Origin of the sequence: Sphingobacterium deserti, assembly GCF_000757725.1 — a bacterium.
GTDB lineage: Bacteria > Bacteroidota > Bacteroidia > Sphingobacteriales > Sphingobacteriaceae > Sphingobacterium > Sphingobacterium deserti.
On the sequence record NZ_JJMU01000059.1, the window covers coordinates 23,557 to 48,003 of the forward strand.

At 42.4% G+C, this 24,447-nt stretch carries 22 protein-coding genes; 9 read left to right on the forward strand and 13 right to left on the reverse strand.

The window, feature by feature from the left end; all coding sequences use genetic code 11:
* Positions 1-4: 4 nt before the first annotated feature.
* From DI53_RS15295 to DI53_RS15320, 6 genes are all read right to left on the reverse strand, one after another.
* Positions 5-1,750 (reverse strand): family 43 glycosylhydrolase, encoded by a 1,746-nt coding sequence (locus tag DI53_RS15295; protein ID WP_037501619.1) that lies wholly within the window; start codon positions 1,748-1,750, stop codon positions 5-7.
* A 3-nt stretch (positions 1,751-1,753) separates the two neighbouring features.
* The gene (locus tag DI53_RS15300) at positions 1,754-3,130 is read right to left on the reverse strand and encodes a glucoamylase family protein (protein ID WP_037501624.1); all 1,377 of its coding nucleotides are present in this window, start codon (positions 3,128-3,130) and stop codon (positions 1,754-1,756) included.
* A 2-nt stretch (positions 3,131-3,132) separates the two neighbouring features.
* Positions 3,133-4,764 carry a glucoamylase family protein gene (locus DI53_RS15305; RefSeq protein ID WP_037501626.1) on the reverse strand — a complete coding sequence of 544 codons (1,632 nt, stop codon included), beginning with the start codon at positions 4,762-4,764 and terminating at the stop codon, positions 3,133-3,135.
* A gap of 173 nt (positions 4,765-4,937) precedes the next feature.
* Positions 4,938-6,362, reverse strand: a complete 1,425-nt coding sequence (locus DI53_RS15310; protein ID WP_052072460.1) for a RagB/SusD family nutrient uptake outer membrane protein — start codon at positions 6,360-6,362, stop codon at positions 4,938-4,940.
* 19 nt (positions 6,363-6,381) lie between these two features.
* Positions 6,382-9,516: a SusC/RagA family TonB-linked outer membrane protein gene (locus tag DI53_RS15315; protein WP_037501630.1), complete on the reverse strand. Its 3,135-nt coding sequence runs from the start codon at positions 9,514-9,516 to the stop codon at positions 6,382-6,384.
* A 606-nt stretch (positions 9,517-10,122) separates the two neighbouring features.
* Positions 10,123-12,969: a triple tyrosine motif-containing protein gene (locus tag DI53_RS15320; RefSeq protein WP_037501690.1), complete on the reverse strand. Its 2,847-nt coding sequence runs from the start codon at positions 12,967-12,969 to the stop codon at positions 10,123-10,125.
* A 99-nt stretch (positions 12,970-13,068) separates the two neighbouring features.
* On the opposite strand from DI53_RS15320, the gene ispE reads away from it, so the two are divergent.
* Positions 13,069-13,884, forward strand: coding sequence for a 4-(cytidine 5'-diphospho)-2-C-methyl-D-erythritol kinase (gene ispE, locus DI53_RS15325; RefSeq protein ID WP_037501633.1), 816 nt, complete (start codon positions 13,069-13,071; stop codon positions 13,882-13,884).
* Between the two features lie 71 nt (positions 13,885-13,955).
* Here the strand turns inward: ispE and DI53_RS15330 are convergent, their stop codons facing one another.
* Genes DI53_RS15330 through DI53_RS15355 form a run of 6 tightly spaced genes read right to left on the reverse strand, consistent with a single transcriptional unit; the run spans position 13,956 to position 16,501 of the window.
* Positions 13,956-14,498 (reverse strand): GNAT family N-acetyltransferase, encoded by a 543-nt coding sequence (locus DI53_RS15330; RefSeq protein ID WP_037501636.1) that lies wholly within the window; start codon positions 14,496-14,498, stop codon positions 13,956-13,958.
* 10 nt (positions 14,499-14,508) lie between these two features.
* On the reverse strand, positions 14,509-14,979 hold the full coding sequence (locus tag DI53_RS15335) for an ASCH domain-containing protein (protein WP_037501639.1): 471 nt from the start codon (positions 14,977-14,979) through the stop codon (positions 14,509-14,511).
* Between the two features lie 58 nt (positions 14,980-15,037).
* Positions 15,038-15,466 (reverse strand): DinB family protein, encoded by a 429-nt coding sequence (locus tag DI53_RS15340; protein ID WP_052072462.1) that lies wholly within the window; start codon positions 15,464-15,466, stop codon positions 15,038-15,040.
* 47 nt (positions 15,467-15,513) lie between these two features.
* Complete coding sequence (locus DI53_RS15345; protein WP_241462445.1) at positions 15,514-15,810, reverse strand: antibiotic biosynthesis monooxygenase family protein; 297 nt, start codon at positions 15,808-15,810, stop codon at positions 15,514-15,516.
* Between the two features lie 17 nt (positions 15,811-15,827).
* Positions 15,828-16,103 carry a hypothetical protein gene (locus tag DI53_RS15350; protein ID WP_037501645.1) on the reverse strand — a complete coding sequence of 92 codons (276 nt, stop codon included), beginning with the start codon at positions 16,101-16,103 and terminating at the stop codon, positions 15,828-15,830.
* Between the two features lie 44 nt (positions 16,104-16,147).
* Complete coding sequence (locus tag DI53_RS15355) at positions 16,148-16,501, reverse strand: hypothetical protein (RefSeq protein ID WP_037501648.1); 354 nt, start codon at positions 16,499-16,501, stop codon at positions 16,148-16,150.
* Between the two features lie 355 nt (positions 16,502-16,856).
* On the opposite strand from DI53_RS15355, the gene DI53_RS15360 reads away from it, so the two are divergent.
* The 5 genes from DI53_RS15360 (at position 16,857) to DI53_RS15380 (ending at position 19,987) form a co-directional block, all read left to right on the forward strand.
* Positions 16,857-17,402, forward strand: a complete 546-nt coding sequence (locus tag DI53_RS15360; RefSeq protein WP_131555313.1) for a hypothetical protein — start codon at positions 16,857-16,859, stop codon at positions 17,400-17,402.
* A 297-nt stretch (positions 17,403-17,699) separates the two neighbouring features.
* A complete protein-coding gene (locus DI53_RS20370) occupies positions 17,700-17,876 on the forward strand; it encodes a hypothetical protein (RefSeq protein WP_157836787.1) in 177 nt (58 codons plus the stop codon).
* Positions 17,877-17,985: 109 nt separating this feature from the next.
* Positions 17,986-18,192, forward strand: a complete 207-nt coding sequence (locus DI53_RS15370; protein WP_037501657.1) for a hypothetical protein — start codon at positions 17,986-17,988, stop codon at positions 18,190-18,192.
* 345 nt (positions 18,193-18,537) lie between these two features.
* Positions 18,538-19,119, forward strand: a complete 582-nt coding sequence (locus tag DI53_RS15375; protein ID WP_037501659.1) for a hypothetical protein — start codon at positions 18,538-18,540, stop codon at positions 19,117-19,119.
* Entirely contained in the window at positions 19,106-19,987 is an 882-nt protein-coding gene (locus DI53_RS15380) for a hypothetical protein (RefSeq protein ID WP_037501662.1), read from the forward strand. Before DI53_RS15375 ends, DI53_RS15380 begins: the two co-directional genes overlap by 14 nt.
* Here the strand turns inward: DI53_RS15380 and DI53_RS15385 are convergent, their stop codons facing one another.
* Positions 19,988-20,518 carry an NAD(P)H-dependent oxidoreductase gene (locus DI53_RS15385; protein ID WP_037501666.1) on the reverse strand — a complete coding sequence of 177 codons (531 nt, stop codon included), beginning with the start codon at positions 20,516-20,518 and terminating at the stop codon, positions 19,988-19,990.
* A gap of 252 nt (positions 20,519-20,770) precedes the next feature.
* Here DI53_RS15385 and DI53_RS20650 point away from each other — a divergent pair, with 252 nt between their 5' ends.
* The 3 genes from DI53_RS20650 (at position 20,771) to DI53_RS15405 (ending at position 24,052) form a co-directional block, all read left to right on the forward strand.
* Entirely contained in the window at positions 20,771-21,007 is a 237-nt protein-coding gene (locus DI53_RS20650) for a winged helix-turn-helix transcriptional regulator (protein ID WP_241462446.1), read from the forward strand.
* 451 nt (positions 21,008-21,458) lie between these two features.
* The gene (locus tag DI53_RS15400) at positions 21,459-22,931 is read left to right on the forward strand and encodes a hypothetical protein (protein ID WP_037501671.1); all 1,473 of its coding nucleotides are present in this window, start codon (positions 21,459-21,461) and stop codon (positions 22,929-22,931) included.
* 518 nt (positions 22,932-23,449) lie between these two features.
* On the forward strand, positions 23,450-24,052 hold the full coding sequence (locus DI53_RS15405) for an RNA polymerase sigma factor (RefSeq protein WP_037501674.1): 603 nt from the start codon (positions 23,450-23,452) through the stop codon (positions 24,050-24,052).
* Positions 24,053-24,447 lie beyond the last annotated feature (395 nt).

A 24,447-nucleotide genomic window follows, 5' to 3' on the forward strand; every position in this document is an offset into this window, starting at 1 on the left:
CGTGCTATTCCGCTTTAACCACAGGATATCGTGTTGAGGTTCCGTTCTCGTTAATGGCCTCTATGCTGAAATAGTAGGGCTTTTGGCTATCCATTGCTTTGTAATAATATTCATTGGCGTCATGCACCATAATGCAGTTGTACAATTTGTCCGGCGCTAATCCAGTATAAATATTGTAGGCGTAGGCGTTATCCACAGGGTTCCATTTTATCCAGGCGCTGCGTTTATCTTTTTCCGTGCGCAGCACAATAAATTGCTTGATGGGGTCGGGGAGGGGACCATCGCCTCTTCCGAACACGCGTAGCCCACCAATCGCAAATTTACCCGAAGGCATGTGTATATTTTCCAGTTTGATGTAGCGCGCCCGAATTGCTTTATCTAGCTCGACATAGGCGTGCGGAACATCGGTTTTGTTGTCGCTTTTGTCTACAATAAGGCGCCACTTACGGCCATCATCGGAAGCATAGAGCTTATACTGATGATAAATATCTGGCATTTTGCCCAGGAAGCTGCTATCGACATCCTGATCTGCATAGTTTATTTGAACAGCGTGAATGGTAGATTTTTCACCAAGATCCGTCGTTATCCATTCGCCAGCGTTTCCTGATTTAGCGCTCCAATAAGTTTTCATGCTTTCGTCAACAGCATAATTGGCGGAATAAGCACCTAAGGTCGAAGACACCGTTACCGGCTTCTTATAGTTGAGAAGCATCCAACCGGTGAAAGTACCTGCTTTATCCGTATCCGGCAAATAATGTGGGTAGTCGCCGAAGGCTGTATTGCTATACATTTGATCGTCTTTGTCAAAGTAGGTTGGCCATATGCCCAATCGGCGTTCAAAATTATTCTTAACACCCAGCACGATGGTGGACACATGCCAGTATTGCCCGTGTTTGTCAAGAAATGTGGAGCCGTGGCCCGCGCCGCGGGCAAAACCGCCGGGTTTATAACTCAGCGGATCAGACTGCTTGACGAAGGGCCCCAAGGGCGAGTCGCCTACCGCCACGCCGTCAGCATAGCCGCTAAATTCGGTGCCTGGCCCGGCAAATTGGAAGTAGTATTTGTTATTGTGCTTCGTCATATGGGCTCCCTCCAAAAAAGGATCTAGAAAAGTATTGTCCATGTATTCTCCGAAGCGCTGCCAGCCATATCGCCAGTCTTCCAAATAAAGAAGCTCTTTGCGCGTGCCTTTGGGTTGCATCGTTTTTCGATCCAATTCGATACCGTATAGCGGATATTGGTTACTGCTTCCGTTATACATGTAAAACCTGCCGTCCGTGTCGGTAAAGAAGTCTGGATCCCAGCCCCCTATTTCAAAACTATCTACGAGCGGTTGCCATTCGTTGGCCTTCGGGTTGGTACTCATCCAAATACTGAATTTGTCGGTGTAGGTGCTGCCGAATACCAGCATGGTGTCGCCTACGACACCGACAGCCGGAGCACAAAGCTCGTCATACACGTCGCCATTCCAGGGGCGTAAAAATTTTTTGGATTGAAATTGCCAATTCACCATGTCTTCGCTCCACCAGTAGCCCCACTGATTGGTGCTGAAGAGGTAATAATCATCTTTGTAGTTCACGATGACAGGATCTGCCGTCGCGCGGTGGCGGCCCCATTCCGAAAAATTGGGGATGGGCGTATAGCCGTAGTCAATATTAATAGGGTTGCAATACGTCTGATGGCGCGTTTGCCCCTGCGCAGCGCACAGGAGCAACATTGCCATACCGAAACAAACGAGTAGTTGTTTCATTGTTTAGTTGTTTAGCTCTGGACTTTTAAATCCCAATTTCTTTAACCCGGCCTGTACATCAGGCGCTTGCATAAACAAGTTCCAAATAAAGCCATCTTTATAGTTTTGTATCATCACAACGATAGGCCCTTGATCAATAGCTAGGTAGCGCTGCGGGTACCAGTTTTCTGTCTCGCTATAAGCATCATAAAAGCCATATTTTCCCCATACCTTATCGCCAATACTATCTTTCAAGTAATGCATAAAGCTGAGGCTCTCCTTCGGGCTGTAGGGCATCGAAGACAACGCTGCTGTAGGCGAGATGACACCGGTAGGGTCATTGTCTGGATGGTGTGCATTGTATCCATTAGTAGAGTAACTGGCCGTCCAGCCCCAGCCTTTATCAGCACCGTATCCTTTAAATTTATTTGGATTTTCGTTTGCGTAAGCAATGTTGATTTTGGTGTGATTGGTAACCACATCTTCGTAATTGGCATACTGATCTACCAAGCCTCTCGGGTTTAATCCCAAAAATGAATAGTGCGCCCAAAACAGCGGACCTACTTCACCCTCTTTCGCATTGTGTTTTACGACAGTTGGTATGCCGTATTTTTTTACATCGGAACGGATAGCGCCATCGCGCGCCCAGCCCTTGTGGTATGTGGATGCAGGAATGGCGTGGGTAGGCGAGGAGGCCGCCATAATATAGGCGATCATGCACTCGTCAAAACCCTGGATGGCGTGGTTCATGCCCCAGCCATGCTTCGGACTCCAGTGCCAGTAGAGTAGGTCTTTGCCATTTCTGTAGAAATCCCAGTTGATGCCTTTCCAAAGTTCGTCGGCCTGGGCGGCCACTTTTTTCTCTTCAGCAGAGCCATCCTTATAAAACTCGCGGATACAGATCAAGGCTTCCGCCATGAAAGCCGTTTCCACTATATCACCACCATCGTCGTTCGTGCTAAATGCTTTCGCCTTGCCGGTATCGCCAAAATACCAGTGTGACCAAGCTCCCTGAAAGCGCTCTATCTTGTCCAGGAAGCTTAACGATTTTTGGAAGTGCGCCAGTCCTTCTTCCCGGCTGATGAACTCATTATGTATACCCACCAAGATAGCCATGAGCCCGAAGCCGCTACCACCTATGGTTACTACATTTTGATCATTTTTCGGGTATTCACCATCAATATGAATGCGTTCACGCGCCAGTCCCGAGTTTGGCTCGGCACCGTCCCAAAAATATTGAAAGGTTTGCTGTTGCACGGTAGTGAGGAGGCTGTCAGAGGCTACATTTCCAACCTGCTGCGTTGTATCTTGGGTTTGCCCATTATTGTTGCCGCTATGTTGTGAACAGCTTATAAAAGATAGGCCGATAACGGCCGATAAAGTCAAGGATGTCAATTTCATTACTAAAGATTAGGTGACGTAAAATTTAATTTCTGTAGTGCGCTTTTAATTTCAGGTGTCTGCATAAAATATTTCCATAATAGACCGGAACGGTAGTTTTCAATACCAATAATGATAGGTCCCTGATCAATGGCTAGGTACGAATCGGCAAACCAAGGTTCGGTCAAGGAAAATGCATCTTTAAATCCATGCTCTCCCCATAGTTTATCGCCTAATTTGTAATAGAAGAATTCTAATGCTTGTATAGACTCTTCTGGCACATAAGGCATAGCGGCAAGTGCTGCGGTTGGACTAATCACGCCATTATCTTCGGTAGGGGAGTGTACTTTATAGCCGTTGATGTCATCACTTGCGGTTAATCCCCAGCAATCTGCTCCATACCCAACAAAAGCTTTCGGATTAGCCACACAGTATGCACGATTAATCAAACTATGGTTTTTTACTTGATCTGAATAGGATGCATATTGATCTTGCAGTCCATTAGGGTTAAGTCCAAGAAAGCTGTACTGGGAAAGGAATAGAGGGCCTCCGCTAGGTGGGCCTAGCGGCAACTGAATACCATGGTAGCTATTCCCATTTCGAATGGCGCCGTTGTTTGCCCATCCTTGCTCGTACACAGATGCGTCAATGCCATGCGTGGCAGATCCTGCAGCGAGTACATATGCAATAAGGGATTCGTTCCAGCCTGTGATCTTCAGGTTCATTTCCCATTGGAAAGTCGGACTCCAATGCCAAAGAAGGGTTTGTTGGCCGTTACGGAAAAAATTCCAATCTACGGCATTATATAGCGTACTGATGTCTGCTGTTAGTGAGGCATCGTTAAAGTATGTTCGCGCGGTAAGTAGCCCCTGAAAAAGGAGGGCTGTTTCGACAATGTCGGCGCCATTGTCTTTTTCACTAAACGGTTGCGTTCTGCCCGTAGAACCGTTATACCAATGCGCAAATGCACCTTGATATTTATCGGCCATTTTTAAAAAAGAAACTATTTTTTTTATGCGTTCGACCCCTTGATCGCGGGTTACGAAACCCCGTTCGATACCGACCAAGATAGCCATCAGGCCGAAGCCTGTGCCGCCTGTTGTAACTGTTTCTCCAGAGCTGTTGCGCTCACGGATCATTCCGAAGCTGGGATGTGCTTGATCCCAAAAATAAGTGAAAGTTTGGCGTTGAACTTTGGTTAGTAGTTCTTCGGTAGAAATGCGATCAAATTTGTCTTTCGTATCTATACCTGTTGTAAATTGATACGCGTATTCTTTATCAAGTTTTTTACCGTCGACAGCTATAAGAGAGCTTCGGACAACTAATGTAAAAGCTTTTAGCGCTGGCAGATCAGTGGTAGGTACTACTGTTATTGTTTGTTTATCGGTGGAAAGGCTGACATTTGTCGCCACGCTCGCACCATCGCTCACGATCAGCACATGGCTGGAAAGGTTTTGCTCACTCAGCGCAGTAGGGAAAGATAGTCGAAAGGTCGGCTGCAGTTCTACATTCCGTTGATTAGCTGTAAACGCATTGTCTCCCAGTCTTACCTGTGTTATACCGAAGCTCGCAGCCGAGGGAGTTTCCCCAGATTGCTCTTTACTACAGGATAACGTAGTCAGTAGGATAAAAAAACTAAATAGTACTTTTTTCATTGTATCATATTAGAAAGGGAAAAAACGTTAGTGCTCGTAACGTTATATTCCCAAAAGATGCGTCATTGCGAGGAAGTATGACGAAGCAATCTGCATTTTGATCATACTAAAGATTGCTTCGTCGTCGTTCCTCTTGCTTGCAATGATGTAAACTTTCGCTTTCGGTAGGTTGGTTACCAACCCGTATTCTGCGACATTTCAGGCGTTTGAATCAGTTGTCTATCCGGAATTGGGAATATGTAGTTCCTTTCCTGGAAAGTTTTACCAGCGGCTTGCATGGCAGACTGTGCTTGTCTGGTACGTACCAAATCAAACCATCTATCGTGCTCAAAAGCAAGTTCGAGCCGGCGCTCTTTCCAGATAGCCTGGCGCAGCTGCGTTTGATCTGTTGTCGTTACAGCTGGTAAGTTCACACGTGAACGAACGATATTCAAATTTTGAACGGCTAATTGGGAATTGCCCACTTCATTTGCGGCTTCTGCTAAAATGAGATAGATTTCGCCCAGACGCAAGTAGCGGATGTTCTTGTCTGTATCCCCCGCACCAGCATTGGCCGAAGAGTAAGCTTTTTCATTATACATTGGGTTTTCCACATTTGGGCTTACTCGGCGCCCATCATATAGGGTTTCTCCAGGGAATATGATCGTTGCGTTTTTCCGGATTTCATCACCTTCTGCATTGAAAGCATCCAAAAGGTTTTGCGAAGGGATATTAAATCCCCATCCCCAGCCAGATTCACCACGAGCACCTTGGGTTTGTGAATACTGTTGTATACCGTGTGCAATTTCCTCGCCTCTGGCCTGGAATTCGAATAATGATTCGCGACCATTATCGGTGGTAGCGCGCCAAATGGTTGCATAATCTGGCTCTAAGCTATACTCCCCAGAATTCAATACAGTTTGCGCCATGTTAACGGCATCTTGCCACTTGGATTGGTATAGGTACACTTTTGCCAGTAAACCTTGAGCCGCACCTTTCGTAGCGCGGCCTAAATCTTTGGCTTCGTAAGCAGACTTTAAAGGTAAATGCTCGATAGCAAACTGCAGATCAGCCTCGATGTAGGCATATACTGCCGCTGATGATTGACGCTGGATAAGGTCTACATCCTGAATCGTTACATCGCCCCAGCCACGTACCAAAAAGAAATAGTTTAAGGCACGCAAGAAGCGTGCTTCGCCAATAAGTCTATTTTTATAGGCCTCATCTGTCAATCCGAAATTCTCGGTATATTCTATCGCCTGCGTAGCACGTCCGATGGATTTGTACCAGTGCTCCCAAGTAGACGCAAATGAAGGGGTGGTGGAAGTATAGGTCAATGCATCAAGAATGTCTTTGTCCGTTCCTGTATCCGTAGCGGAGCTACCTTTATCCGCATTATCCGATATGATTTCGGTGATACCCAAATAAGCAAATCCATAGTTCCAATCGGTGAACATTCCATATACACCATTGATAAAAGTCTCCGGTTGGTATACTTCATTACTATCATCTGCTTCAACTATTTCTTTGGATGGGACGTCCAAAAATTCTTTTGTACAGCCCTGAACGAGGAAGCCTGCGGCAATAAGTAATGCTATATTTAACGTTTTAATTTTCATTTTTTTTCAAGCTAGGTTATTAGAAAGTAAGATTTAAACCAAACAAGAAATTTCTTGTTGTGGGATAAGCCGATAATTCGACACCAGCAGTTCCAGCCGGGCGGGCATCATCCTGATTGTTACTTGATGAAACACCGGATATCTCTGGTGAAACGCCGGAGTACTTGGTGAACATCAGTGGGTTTTGAGCAGAGAAATAGATCCGTAATTTCGAATTCTCTGAATAAAGCCTGTTAAAGGTATAGCCCACGGTCGCGTTATTGATCCGGAAATAGTTTCCAGATTCTAAATAGTAACTTGAAGCATAGGTGTCTCTAGCTGCGCCAGGATTTACGTTTGACGGGTTTTCTGGCGTCCAACGCTCGTTGAAGGTGTCCTCGGTGATGTTTTCCCCTCCATTGATACGCGTACCTTTCAAAGCATTGTAGATTTTGTTGCCGGCAACACCATACCCATAAACAGAGAAATCAAAAGCTTTGTAATTCATCCCGATATTGATACCGTAAGTTGACGTTGGGATAAATGAGCCGAAGAATACCTTGTCGCGATTATCGATAGAGCCATCCTCATTTTGATCTTTGTAACGCAGGTAGCCTGGTCGTGGTGATCCTGGTCTTGCTCCTGCTGCGATTTCTGTTGTGTTTTGCCATACGCCTTCTGCTTCCCACATCCACCATGCATAAATAGGCTGTCCAACACGAAGTTGCTTCGTAATTTCTCCGTTAGCCAAACTTCCTCCAATACCACCATCGTATGCAGGAACAACCTCTGTTACTTCATTTTTGTTGTAAGAATAGTTTACGCTTACGTTGTAATTGAAATTATCATTTACAGCTTTGTTCCAAGACACCAAAGCCTCAATACCTTGGTTCAAGACCTTTGCTCCGTGTGCATAGAAATTCTGCGAAAATGGCGAGTTCAAAGTAGGTGTTACGTCCAAAATGGTATTTCTGTTCATTTTGTGGTAGTAATCGATGGAACCGGTCAACTGATTGTTCAGGAAGCCAAAATCCACACCAAAGCCTGTTTCATATGTCTTTTCCCAAGTAAGGGGTATAGCTGGTGTCCCAAATGACGCACCGTATACCAATTCCTGGCTTGGCCCTAATACATAGTTATTATTGTTGGTGCCTGCGCCTCCATCTGTTCCTGGAGAAACAATGATTTGTGAAATATTAAGCGGAATATCTTGGTTACCCAATACACCCCAGTTTCCTCTTAACTTCAACAAATTTACCCAGCTTGCATTCTGCATAAATTTCTCATTGCTGATGGTCCAGCCAGCGCCAAAGGATGGGAAAGTACCCCAGTATTCTCCCGATGCGCGGAATACGCTTGATCCGTCACGACGGACAGTACCCGTCAAATAATAGCGACTGTCGAAATTATATTGCGCACGAGCGAAGTATGATGCTAAAGCACGATGTGTAAATTCGCGTTGGTCTACCGTTCTTGGATATTGGCCAGATACGTGAAGCAAGTTCCAATATTGCTCTTGCGCCGGCAGGTCATATCCTGTAAGGGCAGTTCTGTTTCCTATTCCAAATTCTTCTCTAGACATACCTAATGTCGCATCAAGATTATGCTTTCCAAAGCTTTTTTGAAATGTCAGGAAGTTCTCCCAAATCCAACGGAATGTTTCTTCCTGTTGAAGATTAAGCCTGTTGTAAGCATAAGTGGCTGATGTGGGGTTTTGCGCGCGTAAACGTTCAAATTCCGATTCGAGTTGCGTCGGTGACTCGTTTAAGTAAGCATCGCGGATATCTTGGAAGGTACGACCACGTGTCCAATACTTCGTAGCACCAACACGGGAATTAACTTTTAAATAGTCTGTAATACGAAATTCGCCTTCAAAACCACCTTGTAATGTTGTAGATTTTTGCAATTCATTGTAGCGGCTAATATCATATACCGGGTTACCGATAGAGTTTAAGACTCTGATATCGCCCGATTCATAATCTATCAAACCACTCTGCGCATTCAATATCGGACGACCGGCTCTGCCGTTCGGATACCATACCGGGCTTAAAGGCGTTTGACGATAGGCGGTATTGAAAGCGCCATTTGGCTTAATGTTGTTATCAGTAAACGTAAGGTTCAAGGTTTGATTGAACTTCAGGCGGCCTTCCAGAAATTTATACGTATTGTTGTTTCTGATCACGTTACGCTTGAATTTCGCACCTTCTAGCAAGCCGTTTTCCGTAAAGTTGTTAAAGCTTAAAAAGTAGTCGACAGCATCGGATCCGCCAGATAAACTTACCGCGTTGTTAAACACCGTTCCAGTTTTTAGGATTTCATCATACCAATCGGTATCATACGGTTGTCCTGTCGATTGGATTTGGTAACCGGCATTTATTGCATTGAGATTCTCCGTGACGTACGTAGCATATTGACTGCCATTAGCCATTTTTACAGGATTCAAAATGTTTTTTATGCCAGAGTAGCTTTCGTAGTTGATACGTAAAAATCCAGCCTTACCCTTTTTAGTCGTTATAATAACAACACCATTCGCAGCACGTAGACCATAGATTGATGCAGATGACGCATCCTTTAAGACATCCATCGATTCAATGTCCGTTGGGTTGATGTTGTTAATATCGGCAACGGGCATACCATCCACGATATATAACGGGTTTCGACCGCTCAGTGCCGTACCCAAACCACGAATGATAACGTTAGGGGAGGAGCCAGGTGCATCTGAAGCAACAATATTTAAACCTGCAACCTTACCCTGCACGGACTGCATGGCTGAAAGCGCCGGCTGCTTCGCAATTTCATCGGCCTTTATCGAAGATATAGCGCCTGTAAGATCGGCTTTCTTTTGTGTACCATAACCGATAACAACGACTTCTTCCAAAGCCTGGTCATCGCTCACTAAAAATACATCAAGATTTGTTTGACTGCCCACCGTTACAGATTGTGCAGTGTACCCGATAAACCGAAAGGTCAAGGAATCGGTTGCGGCCGTTTCTATAGTGAAACGACCCGCAGCATCGGTTTGTGTATTTTGACCGCTGCTGGCAGACACTGTCACGCCGGGCAAGACGAATAGCGACCCGCTATCCTTCACTGTACCAGTGACAGTTTTAACCTGTGCATATCCAACGGATAGGATAGCGGTTAAAAACAAGAAGAGTGTAAATAACTTCCTCATAGAGCTAGTTTGTTTTAATTTGTTTGTTTGTTCGTTTGTTATGACAATAACTGGTCTTGTAACACAGTGTTTATAATTAAAACAAAGATGTGATGTATTCGTTCAGCGATGAAATTATTTGATTTCACATTACTACTTCATCGGTATTATGCCGCTACACTGTAGGTGATTTAGTAGTTTTAATCCTTTGTAATACAGTTGATTAATTTGGGTGAGTGATTGCTCAAATTCTTTTTAAAGGTGTAGTAAGTACACTATTGCGGTGTAGTAGTATTGATGTAGTGTTTTTGGCAGTTTTATCCGGTGATACGCGCCTATAAAATTGATTTAGCAAGACCATGCAACGCATATTTTGCTAAAATATTATAAGAAATAGCTGGTTTTGATATTTTTGGTTATACAGGGAATATTTTTACGCGTAAGCGGACAGGAAAGTGAAGGATTTGTTTTGTTGGATGAATGATCTGCGCACAGGTTAGGTGCGTTCAGTCATATGCGTGGTACTACCGGAACGAAAGGCATAAGGATCTTTATCAGCTTTAGCCCATCTTCAGCCAGAAATTTTGGCGTATGATACCGCATATGTTAGCCTTGCTGCGAGCTGTCTTATAGTTCCAATAGAAACTCGCTCAGGTTTTTTTCCGTAGGCAGATTAAACTTTTTTCGTAATCTATACCGTCGGATCTCAATTCCACGAGTGGTGATATTCATAAGGGAAGCCATGTCTTTGCTAGACATATTTAAACGCAGGTAGGCGCATAGCTTCAAGTCGTTGGGTGAAAGCCCGGGATAATCCGTTTTCAATTTCTTGAAAAAGTTCTCGTGCGACTCGTTGAAGCTTTTTTCAAATAAGTCCCAATCGCGCTCGTCACTTCGCGCGTTGTCGATCAGCTTATTTACTTTTTGAAGCTGATCCGGTGATAGCTTTTTCCCATCGCGATCTTTCACATGAAGTAATTCCTCGTGCAGGTTGTTGAGCAGTTCGTTTTTGTACACAATATTTGTAGCCGCATTGGCCAGCTCTCGGTTTTTAGCTTCTAGTTCTACAGTTAACTGCTCGTTTTTAAGCTCCATAAGCTTCTTCTCATTTTGTTCAGCCTCCTTCCGAAGCAGCTCTTGCTGCCGGAGTTGCAACTTGCTTCTTATCTCCAGTTTATCCCGCTTTATTTTTTCTATAATCAGCTTACGGGCAAGCACGAATGCGGCAACCGTCAGGAGAACATAAAGGAGCAGTGCCGGCCATTGCAAGTACCAGGGCGGCAGGATTTGAAAGGTTAATGTGGTTACTTCAGAGACCGTACCGTTTGCGCTCATGACGCGCACGTGAAAGGTATATTTTCCGGTAGGCAGGTTAGTGAAATCGATGTAGGGTATTTCTGTGGGTAGGGACCACTCTGCCTGCAAGCCTTCCAGTAGGGATTGGTATTTTACAGGCGTATTACTGTACCAAGGCGAAGCAAATTGAATGCGTATATTATTTTGGTTGTACGATATGGCAACCTCGGGATCGAGGTAGTGCAATGTATCGCTAGCGTTTAAAATTTCCTGTAAACCTGTGATAAGGGGCTGTGCAGGTTTTTGAGCATGCTTTCTCTCGAGGTCATAAAACGCGATACCGTTATCAAGGCCAAATAATAATTTCCCGCCTACGGCTTGGACGACCTCGTAGTTTTTCATCACGATATCTTGCAAGCTATTGAAGCTTGACGAATCAACCACAATTCGGTTGTTCTGCAAAGTCACCTCCGCAAAGCGACCCTCGTGGGCAAACATGTAGCGGTTCCTTTTGAGCGGCATGATCTTCTTGGCTTTCGCAAAAGCACCTAGCGTACTATTTAATTCTTCGTAGGGCTTGAAGCGCGACAATACGCTGTCGAAAACGAAGATCCCTTTGTCTGTCGTAAAGACGATATTTTGTTGAACCGTTGCAGGCGTGATACGTTGTATATGTGGGAAGTCGCTGTTGAATGAAAATGTCTTGAGCACGTTGACCGACTGATAGGGCACGGTAAATTCCACAAGCTGTATGGCATTGTTGAGCACCACCCAAAATTGATTTTCGTTGCGTGGATATACGCTGATAACAGCTGTTTTCGGATCGTTGTACTTTTGTTTCAAAAGCCATGATCCCTTATCTTCAAAAAGGGCTAGGCCGGTATAGTTGCCTTGCAGAAAAAGTTGCGGGTTGTTTGGCAGCTGGATATTGGACCAGCCACCCGTCCAGTTTGAAATGCGTGTGATGCTGCTGCCATTGACAGAAAACGTGCCGTCGTTGTGCCCGCAGATCAATTGGTCGTTAAACACATCCAACGTCCATACCTGTCCCTGCGAGCCTGGAATAAATTCGAATCGCAGCGGTTGCATTGCCGCCCCATCCGGCCAGTTGCTGTAAAACAAGCCTTGATTGGTTCCTAGATAGATCCGGCCTTTAAATACTTTAATGGCGTAAACTGTTCCTATTTCTCCAAATATATCGCGGTAGTAGTAAAATGGGGAATTAACTTCGATGCGGTCTATGCCATTGTCTAGCCCCGCCCAGATATTTCCCTGCCGATCCAGCGTCATGCTCAATACGGTGTTGTTTTGAAGACCGTTGCGTTTATGGATATGTTGCAGTAGTTGACCTGCTCTGTCAATGATGAAAACACCATTTTTAATGGTCCCAAAGGCGAACGTATTGTCGTCAATTTTCAGCCCGTTATTTAACTGCGCTTCCTTGAGGAGTTTGTTTACGACTGATTCCGGTTTCCACGGGCTTGCGTTACCATTCGCGTCTAGCAAATAGAGACCTTCCTTTGCTGTGCCCACTAAAAGCTGCTCACGATCGAAAGGGAGAACAGTAAGCACATTGCGCAGGTTGGCTTGTAGCTTGGCAAATTCCCTCCCGTTCCAGCGCTCTAAGCCCGAAGGGATGCGCTCCATCCAGATCGTTTTATCTACCTGATGTGCAAAAAGGAAAGGTTCGCCATCGCCGTAGCGCACATCCACTTTGTTGTCCTTATATACGTAGAATTTAGAAAAGGACTGGAAAATAACAGCATTGTCCAAAAATAGAATTTTCCAGATCTCATCGTTTTCAAGAATTTCAGGTTTTACCAAGCGCGATAGGTTGTGGTATTTTAGGCTATTCCCTTTTTTTTCGAAGTACCCAAACTCTTCCTTGCCGCCAACGAAGATATCTCCATTTGCTGCAATTGCTACGCTCCGTGTAAAATTCTTATTGCTTAATGGGTAAATGTCCCAGTACGCACCGTTGAAAGCGATCAAGCCGTTGTTATTGGCCGCATACATCACGCCATCTTTCCCCTGCGCAATACTCCAATTTTGGTTGCCTGCCTTGTATTGTGATTTCGTATAATTCTGCACAAAAGGGCTGCCGGTCGAGGGAACCGACTGTGCATATGTGCATGCAGAAAATACCAAAGCAAAACAAAAGAATATCAAACGAACCATAGCTACCATCTCACAAGAGCGCAATTTACAAACTCATAGTCTTTTAAACAAAATCTTATTTTGCGCGCAAATCCTGACCGGATTTGTTAATATTGTGCTATGATTGCATATGCGAACGCAAAGATCAATATTGGGTTGAACATAACCGAGAAGCGAGCGGATGGATACCATTCCTTGGAAAGTATTTTCTATCCCTATCCCATTTACGATATTATCGAGCTTCATCCGAAAGCATCTGGAATGACCAGTTTGGAAATTACCGGTATTGACCTGGCGCCAGATGCGGACAATTTATGTTTGCGCGCTTATGACTTGCTGGCCGAGCGTTATTCTCTGCCACCCGTGCATATCCATTTACACAAGCAAATTCCTTTTGGGGCCGGCCTAGGAGGTGGCTCTTCCGATGCGGCAGCCCTGTTGAAGATGCTGAATGCGCAATGCGCATTGGGCTTGTCTGAAAAAGAGTTGTGTGCAGAGGCTAGCCGATTAGGGGCTGACTGTCCATTTTTTATCATCAACAAACCCATGTATGCTATCGGCATTGGTACGGACCTGTCCGCTGTAGATCTGGATTTGTCGGAAAAGTATATTGTGCTGATTAAGCCAAATGTTCATGTATCCACCGCGGAAGCCTACCGTGGCGTATCGCCAAGGCCAGCAGAATTTGATCTTGTCGATTCGCTGAAGCTGCCGCTCCAGGATTGGAAGTTTTACATCAAAAACGATTTTGAAGACAGCATTTTTTTGCAATATCCAGAAATACAGGACGTGAAGTTGTTTCTATATGAACAAGGCGCTGTGTATGCAAGTATGTCTGGTTCAGGATCAACCGTGTATGGAATCTTTGATGAACCAGTAACATTAGATGTGCCTGATGAATTAGGAAAGGTATACTACCCGTTGGATATTGGGTAGGGGTGTCTCTGCGGTTGCTTGGGCGGAGTAAATCGCTCCATTACCTTAGTGTGTCTCCTTAATGACAACAACTACAGCGAAGAAGGTCGAAAGGCAGTCCTATCTATGTGATACCAATTATGTAAGACAGTATCAAGCTCGAAAACGGTATCGGACGTAAATCCTATTTTCCTCAAAATGTTATTAGAGCACTGATTTCGACAATCTGCAATTGCAAAGATTTCCTTTAAATCTAGTTCATTAAAACCATAATCCAGTGATGCTATCGCCGCTTCCGTTGCCAGGCCCTTGCGCCAGTAGCGCGTTATTAATCGGTAGCCGAGATCATAGTAATTTTTGTGCCCGTTCGTCTCATCTGTAATATACTTGAGGCCTGCCCATCCTATAAAATCATGTGTTTCTTTATCAACAATTGCCCATCTCCCTATACCGTAATCGATGTATTGTTTCCTAATGAAATCGATAATAGCAGAAATTTCCTTTTTATCTTTGACGGGGCTGTTACCTAAATAGCGATGTACTTCCGGATCGGAGTCCAATTCAAACATGCCGTCAATATCAGTTGGTAGTAGCTCTCTTAAGATTAGGCGATCTGTTTCTCTGTAAATTTTCATGGTTAATGCTTTACTTTTTTAGCGGCCAAATTGTCTCAAACTGCTCACAAACCAATTCCATAGCGGGCGTGGGTTGTATGCCATGGTCACTCAATTCGCGCAGGTAATAATCCCAATGTACTTGCTTCCAGTACGCCAAACTTTTATCTCCTTCGCCTTCAATATATTCATATTCGGCCGTGATATCTTTAAATTGCACAATAGCAACTTTAACGGTTTTGATGATGGCCTTGGGGTTGCCATACCAATCCGTTATGATAGCGATATCATCAACAGAAGGAAGTTCTTCGTTATGAAGTTGCAATGAAGATAAAGCGTGAGTCGTTGCGCGTTTAATACCTTTTTGTACAAGTTCAGCACAGTCATTCGCGTCCTTCTCGTTATCACAGAAGTAGTAACAAGGAGGGAAGGGTATCGAATTGTACATTGGGTTTTTGTTTTGAAATTCCCGCCAGTAATCCTTTGTAAAGGCTGTTTTCATATGCGTGTTTTATTTACCAAACAAATGGTCAAGGATACTTCGGTAGACATCAAACAAATCATCTAGTTTTTATCTGCTCGAAATGATGCTCGAAATGTGCTACGTAATCAGTTGCTAAAAAAGTCAATGTTTGTCCATTTGCGGTGCGGCTTAATGCTTCGATGGGCAGATTTTTCCACACGTGGATCAGTTGCTGGTTTAAGCCTTTCCACAGTACTAGCATATAGTTTATATCTGAACTTTGGTAATAGTTGCCTTTACACCAAGCTACTTGATCGTATTGAATAATGGGATTATCTTCATATTGTGCAACAATGAAGCGGCCTAGGTTATTAGTCGCGCTATCAATCAAATGACCTAGAATTTCTTTTTTGCTCCATTTATCGGCGCTCGCTTTGTATTCTAGTTCTGAGAGCTTAATGGCTAGCAAAGTTTTAGGAAATTGAACGGTATAAATTTCCATGGAATGGATGGCATCTTGTATCATTCGAGAAATTTTTATGTGTCGTATTTCGGGTTGCTTGTTTTCATCTTCTACAATACGTCTTCATAATGCAGTACTTGCGGGAAGGGATCATAATAATCATGCAGTAAAGACTTCCATTTCAAGTATTGCGGTGATTGTCGGAAACCGACTTCGTGTGCCTCTATTGAAACCCATTCGACTAATAAGATATATTGATTTTCAATCTCAGCACATTTCTTCAATGTGTGTCGTATGTAACCGTCAATCGCAGCGATGTACTGCCCTGCAGTTTTAAAATCAGCTTCAAATAGTTCAGATCTACCCGGTTTTACATTTAATATAGCGACTTCTAATATCATGCTCATTTTAATTTTGCTGTAATTTATTCAAAAGCTTCAACATTTCCGTCCGTAAACCGGAAATTATAAGGCTTGCCTCCGCTTTCAATAATGCGTTCTAAAGGGTTCGGCTGAATGGCAACCTCCGAAGGGAACCAGGTTTCTTTAGTCAGATAATTAGGCAATACAAACAATCCCTCCTGCGAGCCATTGGCTGCAAAACTTTCTAGATCGCCCTTCCAGAAGTAACTCCCTAAGCTCTCTTCAAGCTGCGTATTGGTTTTAGAAATATCATCCGTTCCTAATCCAATCTCATTCACGCAAAGTAAATCCGCAATAGTAAAGCTTTCGTCTGAGAAATTGTTTAAATCATGACGTACGATACACTCTGCGATGTTTCTCGCGGCATCATAAAAATAAAAGAATGCGCATTCCATGTGTCGAAAAAGACAATTTTTTCATCACCTTCGGCACTGATAATTTCCAATTTAGCTGAAAACCAGTTCATGGCTTCCATCAGTTTGTTAGCAGGAATCAAAAAGCAATAATGATAGCGATAATCTTCGACACTTCGCGCAAAGCAAAGCTTTGTCCAACCTATCTGTACCCAAAACCGATCGCAGTTTTCTTGATGGATCGGAAGACCTAATGTAGTTTCAAAAAAAATCTGCTGCTCAGCTATTTTATTGGTGTACAATGTAAGTTCTTTGATTTTCATAAATCGGACTATCTTATTTCGTAAATGTTAGTATGTAAATCATTTTGTCAGACTACGTGTTCCAATTTTTAAGTATAGCCCCATGATGCGTTTCTGCCGCTACGCCATCGAAAATAATACAAATGAACTGTTTGCCTTAAAAATAGATATTAATCATATATCTTTGTATACTAAAGAGTTATTTTTATTATATACGATCGAAAATACTAATCCCTAAGGCAAACAATTTTTTTTTTTGGGTATGTTGTTGTAATAACTAGCGCGAATTTTAAGGGGAATAGTCAAAATTACTCGGTATGACTCAAAGCTTATTTTTCTAATTACTATACTTCGATAATGTTTTAAATTGAAAACTTTGCACACTATACTTACGTCGGTTATTTTAATGCTTTCTATTACGCTGTATGCACAGGTTGATATAGGAAGAACTACGATATTCAAAAAGTCGGCTCCTTCTACTGGGGGTGTAAAAATAGGAGATTCTAAACAAATCGTTATTAACGCTCTTGGTAATCCTAGCTCTATTACTAAGGAGTATTCGGATTTCGATGAAGCTTACATGGAAGTCTTGAACTACCCAAACACAAAATTGTTCATATTAAATAGCAAGCTAGATGGAATAATTATAAATGGGTTTGCTGGATCTCCATTCACCGTCGGGACAAGCTCTCAAAAAATTGATAAAGACTTTAAGGCTTTGTATGGAAATTTTGAAGGACAAACGACAAAAGTCCTTCAGATAACTTCTGGAGGAAAAGGTATTGATTACGCTATATCTATTAATTACAGTACAGGTATATCAAAATTACCAACAAGTGGCGACGGTAGGGGTGGAACTGGTGGCTGGAAAGAAATTATTACTTTTAGGGAGGTTAAAAGTGTACATATTGTTGGAAATTAGAAATCTGCTTCAGTTCCTTGACGAGTAAGGATAAACTCGTAATCGATATGAAGAAAAGAATAATTTTGGCAAGCTTAATCAAACTAATATTTCCAAGCATTGGTTTCTCGCATGAGTATGAATTTTGCCGAAAAAGAAATATAATTTTTCGATGGAATCGCTCTAAATGCTGCCTGCGTTAAAAACTAAAATTTAAGAGATGTCGACACGGTGAAGCGGAGAGGAATAAGGGATCCATATGTAATGTATTGTGGAAAGCCCGGCCTGTTTCAAGCTGGCATTCACCAAGAGATGTCTATGGAATCATTGATTAATTTACCAAGTGATATCAAGGACTTACCGGATTATAGCATATTTGATATAGCTGCGCTGACTATTCAATTTAGCGACAAGGGAAAAGATGCTCAACCAGACACTCATCCGGTAACGATATGGTTAACCACTTACAAAAATATAAATTTATGGATTGCTTAAGCAATGGATGAACGTAGTTGCCACTTAGGCCAGTCGCGAAGACACCTGCAAAAATGTCTCCGAGATGGATTTTTTTTGTAATATTAGTATGAACTAAATCCAACACACAATGCATCATGTGAAATTACTGATTTTAAGTCTATTGCTGTCGGTCGCTTACGTCGGGTATGGACAGGTTACATTCGACAGTACACTTGTTTATAATCAAAAAGCAAAACTTGGACGTTTCTATTTCGACTTGATGCAGCATGTCGGCTCGGTAAAGGTTATTAATGAAGATGGGTATGATAGAAGTATTGCATCACCAAACCCATGAGGAAAAAATCTAACTTCATATCGTAAGGGCTTGATGTTTGTTGTAGGTGTTTTTGATTTCGCAACGGAAAAGGCGAGATAAGCTGCTCTGGGCCAATCAATGCATAAATTTTGAAAATTCAGCCGCATTATTTCCTTTTGCATAGATCTTTATAAGTAGGCACAGAACTAATACAACCAAGATAAGTCCCTTTATCATTTTTGTGTGATTTAATGAATTCCAATCGATTTCAAGTTAACCCATATTCTTAGAAAAAAAAATAGCTGGTTTGGGGTGTTCTTTTCATAAATAAATTCTTTTATATTTACAGAGCGAAATTTACTTAATCAGTTCAATTGAAAGATTATGAGCAAAGAAAAGATCATCGATTCCGTAATTGCAATTCTGACCGTCATCGTATTAGCAGGCTGTTCCAAACCCGGTGACGGCCGCGATCCAGAACCCAAGCCGACGTTGCCTGCAGAAAATATCATTACTCTAGGTTTAGGTGATAATAGGGTCGTGGCCTTTTACTCATCAGCAAAAAACGAAATCAACAAAACGACATTGGACACGGCGGATATAAAATCTCATTTCGGAAACAGAGTCCAAGCATTTGTACCCGTAAAAATGGTCATCAATAACGATAGCTTAACCATTACTAAGCCGTTTGACGTGATGGAAAAATATGAAGCTCTTTGGAGAGAAAATATATTGTTTTACCGTAGTTCGCAAGCATCGGAATGGAAAGCCTTCGGACTGACAAAAAACGATGAATCATATATGTTGAACACGCAATACTACCTTATAAAGAGTAGTAACGATATTATGAAATCAACGATCATCGGTCAAAACTATGCAGAGACTTCGGACTTAAACGAGATTATGGAAGAGGGGGATGTTTGTATACAACTTAAAATAAATTCTACGTTCTATGAAGCTGATTAATATTTGCAAGGAAGTAAACTACCTCACCATAATCCTGTTCTTATACGTTCTCGGTGGTCATAATGCTGCTGCTGCTCAGGAACGCTCCACAAATTTATTTACGAAAGCGCCGAAAGACGTGTATTTGGGCGCAATCATGACCATTCAATCCATAAACAAGCCGGTACATGAATTTGTGGCTGCTGAGCCTATGACAATGAGAGTTTCTACGAGCAGTAACACTTGGGAAAATTTATCGTTCGAACTTAATTCCAGCAGGAAGGATTTGCAAAAGAAAATGGAGGAACGCTACAAACCGACATCGCAAAATCTAAGCTTCAGCTACGCCATCGAAGAAATAACGGACTATAACCGATTAAGCCTATATTTCGGTCAACTGGTAGATGTTAAAAAATGGTTTAAAATCCCCGCCGGTGAGAGCGAAACGAACAAAGTGATGATCCACCTGGAGCAAATATTGTTTACGTTGGATTTGGATATGATGGATCCTCAAAAACAAGTTGACGCCGTAAAAAACAAAGAACTTAATGTCGACAGCTTAATCATTATAAACTCGCTTTTATTTGGTAAGAAAGCTGTTGTCCTTGTGGAGTCTAATCAACCTACAACGGTCATCAGATCCATACTTCAGTCTGAGATACAAGGTAGAGAGCTGACTCCGCAGCAGAAATCGATCATGTCTACGTTTACTTTCAGGGTTGCCGTATTTGGAACTAAGAAGGAAATTGCGTTCGATAATGACAAACCGCTGAGCAATGTATTGAACTTCTTCAATACGTCGACCGATTTTCTACCTGATCCTTTGTCTTTTTCTGCAGTATATATCAAAGATAATAGCGTCTTCGAAAATGAATATGCGATAAAATAACTAAAACGAATCAATGTGCGCTAAGTACAACGCCACACTCTTCTCGATCCATTCCTCCGTGGCCTTGAACTCCAACCCGTAGTATGCGAAAAATGGTTTGTAATCCGCTTTGATGTAGTCAAACGTAAGTTCAAAGGGACGCAATAATTCCTGCATTGTATAGCCATATTTTTCGCCTTCGCGATACTCATCTTCATCGCCGCCCACGGTGATGGCAAGACTAATAGTTTTTTCGGCAAGCTTGTAACCGCTTTTGCTGCCATATGCCCAGCCATGCGTCAGTACTTCATCAAACCATTTTTTGAGTAGGGGTGGGCTCGAGAACCAATAAAACGGAAATTGAAAAACAATTTTATCGTGTTGCTCTATTAAATGCTGCTCCGCGGGCACGTCTATTTGCTCGTCTGGGTAGCATGCATAAAGCTGGTGTACAGTGTATGTGTCGGGGTATTTCTGCAATTCTTCCACCCATCGCTTATTTATCACAGAATTTTTCATGTCGGGATGTACGACGATAACTAATGTTTTCATTTAATCAATTTTACGTTGCGTATACATACAAAACTAATGCTTCTGAAGGTGATACCGTATATTAGCAGCTTATTGTAAGCTACTATAAAAAATGTAAGGCATGTCTAAAATCAAAGAAACATCCAGCAATTTCGCTAATCGCTCCGCGTTATCAGACGAATGTCCCGAGGTCTATGCCGCACAACTCATTTCTGGCAATGGTCATTAGCTATTTGTTCCTGGCTATTAGCAGGAAAGCTGCGATTCAGTGAATTGAAACATCGGCTGCCCAATATTACCGAACGAATGCTGGCTTTGCAATTGCGAAAATTGGAAGATAACGGGATCATATCACGCACGATCTACGCCACAGTTCCGGCCCGTGTGGACTACCAACTCACGGCGATAGGCTATGAGCTACAGCCAGTCATTAAGCAGTTGGAACAATGGGGAGAGAAGCACCGATCCGTGGTTGCGGCGGTTCAAAAAGAAACGACGGTTAACCCCTAATGAAAAAGAGCAAAAGTTTGGGGACTCTTGCTCTTCGCGATCAAATGTATATAGAATAGTTGTTGTATTTTAAGATGCTTGGCTGAGCTCTTGTGTTTCCTGCTCTTCCTCTAAGATGGCCATCAACAATAGATAGTAGCCTTTATCCAATCCTAGTTTTGCTGCGTTTAGTTCTAAATTTTCCATGGCTCTATGTTTTAAGTTTAATGTTTTCTGTTTGTTATAAAAACATTTTCAAACCTTGTGCCAAAATACTGTCAACGAGCGGAATGCGCACTTTCCGGTGCTTATAAAAGGTGTTTTTCCTTTGGCGGGGTTGATTTATAACAAGGCTACGTATTTATACTCACCAGCGCCACGTCATTACAATAAATTACCTATTTTCCGTGATACGCTGCGCAGCATTTTTGCGTTATATTTGTTTTTGTAGGTTTCAGTTAAATTCAACAGCATGAAAAAAGTATCCTTCGACAGTGTACAACACCTTATTCCAGAGAACTGTTGGTATAAGGATCAGCACTACGATGAGCAGGTGCTGCTATGTGAAGGCGATCAAAATTGGAAGAATCCCGTCGACTTGGATCATATTTTCGGGGCGGAGCAAGACGCAGAATTTTATCCGCTGGTATTGGTCACGGGTAACCTCCAGGCTACACAGATCTTCAACACGGATACAGATGGTTCTAGCGGACTTATTGTGCTGGGCGATTTACTCGCTGAGAACGTATTAGTGGGGGGCCAAGAAATATACATCTGCGGAAACTTGCATGTGCGAGGGCTGTTTTGGGGCGATTATAATCACGGAAGTTTGCATGTGGAAGGAAATATCCGCGCTTCGGTATTCTTAAATACAGATTACAATGTGGACAGTTATCGATTTTTAGCATTAGAGAACCTGACAATACCGCATTTGCTGTGGGATGAAATCGATGAGGATTATGATCATCCGGATTATTTAACGATGCTTTTTGATAAGGCATTTTTATTTAACGAAGATGAAATGGGTGAGGTGGCCTACTCTTGGAAGGATTGGATCAAAGCTGAGCAGCTTTACGAAGCTTTGCGCGAAAATCGTTCGGTATTGCTCGAAAGTGTTACGGCGGCAGAGAATATGCAGGCTCCGTTTTTCTTTGCCGATCAGGAGATTTCGCCAAGCAATTTGCTACGTTTCGCGGAAGGAATTTTGTTAAGTCGTGAAAATGATCAACCAGGTGAAGACCGGCAGTTGGCGTATTGGGATGGTGATGTCTTTCGGCGCATATTTATGCGCTCCTGCGAACCTCTGTCATGCATGCTGTATTTCCAGAAAAGTGAAGAGTTTGGTTGTTTGGTGTACTTCGGTTTTGATCCTGCTAGTATGAATAACATCATGATGCCAAAGAAGCCCGTATTTGCGCTTGCATTTAGAGAGTTGAACGAAGTCGGTGAAGTTTGGCATCCATTCTCCCTGCTGTCACCCTCCCGATACCGTGACTTTCTCAAAGAGCAATGGCCTTTGCTGTTGGATCATTATTCCGAGATGAACTTCTTAGAGGAAACCTTACAGCGAAAGGTCTCCGTAGAGACATTTAAAGCCATCATGGACGTACCACTGGTGAAGAAAATGGCCAAAAAGCACGATGATGATGACGGAGCAATTTTCTTCAGAGGCTTTCAGTGGGAATTTCAAAATGAAAATCGTGCAGAAGACCAGCACGCCCGAATAAGCATTGTAAAAGATTTAGGGAAAGACCGATTTGAATGCTATTATTTTTATTTGCTGGAAACGGTGAGCGGTGATCCAGCAGTTTTTCTGTATACACAGGAAAATGATGACGATGAACTATATGAAGTACAACCCATCGACCGATGGAAGATCAGACGGGCGCTACTTTTCTTTGATCTTTTGGAAAAAAATATCTTTCGGCTCAATGATTCGTATTGAAGCGGAAGACTTGGAAAATGCTATATACCATGAAATAAAAAAAGCAAAACCAGACGATTTTGCTTTTCGAATTAAATATATGTGTATATGTATAGTTGTATCTAGCAGGCGAGAGGCAGCTCAATCGCTTCTTCAGATTCCTCTAAAATAGCCATCAATAATAAATAATATCCTTTATCTAACCCTAGTTGTTTTGCTTTTGTTTCTATATTTTCCATGAGGTGTAAAGTTTAGTTTTTATTTCTGTTTCTTATGTCTAAACTTTTTCAAACCATGTGCCATATTTTCGAAATTTTATAACACCCGCCTTTTCTGGAAAATATTTGGGTGCTTATCCCATTCGTACGTTATAAATTCGTCGGTTCGGTGGAAAACACCTGAGCAGTTCTCCTTTGTACTTGACATAACGCACGTCTTAGCTAAGGATTGTCTATTTAACGATTGTTTAATGAATACTTAATATTTTGCTAGTATTAAAGATGGATTTTTGTTCTGATCAAATATTTTAATAGGAGTGTATGGAACGTTCGTCTGATAAGATCCTATGGGAAAATATTGCGCTGGGCGATTATAAAGCATTCGACAGCATGTACGATAGCTATGGGGCCACGTTGTTGAGTATTGCCAGTAAAAAATTGGGCGATACGGATGCAGCTATGGATGTTGTTCAGGAGCTTTTTATTGATATCTGGCAAAGAAGACATGCCATAAACATCCAGACGTCTATAAAATCTTACTTGATTTCTGCTCTTCACTTTAAGGTATTTATGTATTTCCGCAGACAAGGTGTCCAACAAAAACATATAGACAACTATAAGCTATACGTCGAGCCCTATAGTGACGACGAGCTATTTAGCGCGAAACTATATGAAGAGCAGTTTGAGAATTTACAGGAAGCTATAGAAGAATCGGTACGCGAAATGCCGCTCCGCATGAAAGAAGTGTTTCAGCTGAAGTATTATAAGGCACTAAACAACAAAGAAATCGCAGATAGCCTTGGGCTCTCCACACAAACTGTAAAAAATCAACTCAGTAAAGCTTTACAGCAGATCCGCCGACATATGGAGGAACAGCAAGTCGATGTAATTTATTTTGCGCTCATAGGGTTAATGTGTATTTAGATTTCAGTATTTAGTACATAGATTTTGGTACGTAGTATGTAGAAATGGTACTGGGTACAACTTTTATTACTTTTGAATTTTTACTTTTGATTCTGTAGTCATTTGCCTTCGCACTATCCAAAAGGGATGCAACAAAAATAAGCGACGGGGTTTTGAATACTTTTACCCTACAAAAGTATTTGCCTTGCCTTGCCGCGGCATGCGGCAGATCTTTGTCCTATGCCCGGACGGGGCCTTCTTTTTTTCTGAAAAAGAAGCAAAAAATCGTCGCTTGAAACCTTTGCAAGGATGGGTTGTGCATCAGCAAACTTCTACATATTGCAAAGCTTTCGAGGCGACATTCACCGTTAATTTTAGTGCCTGCAATGTAGTGTTTAGTATTGAGTAATGTGTAC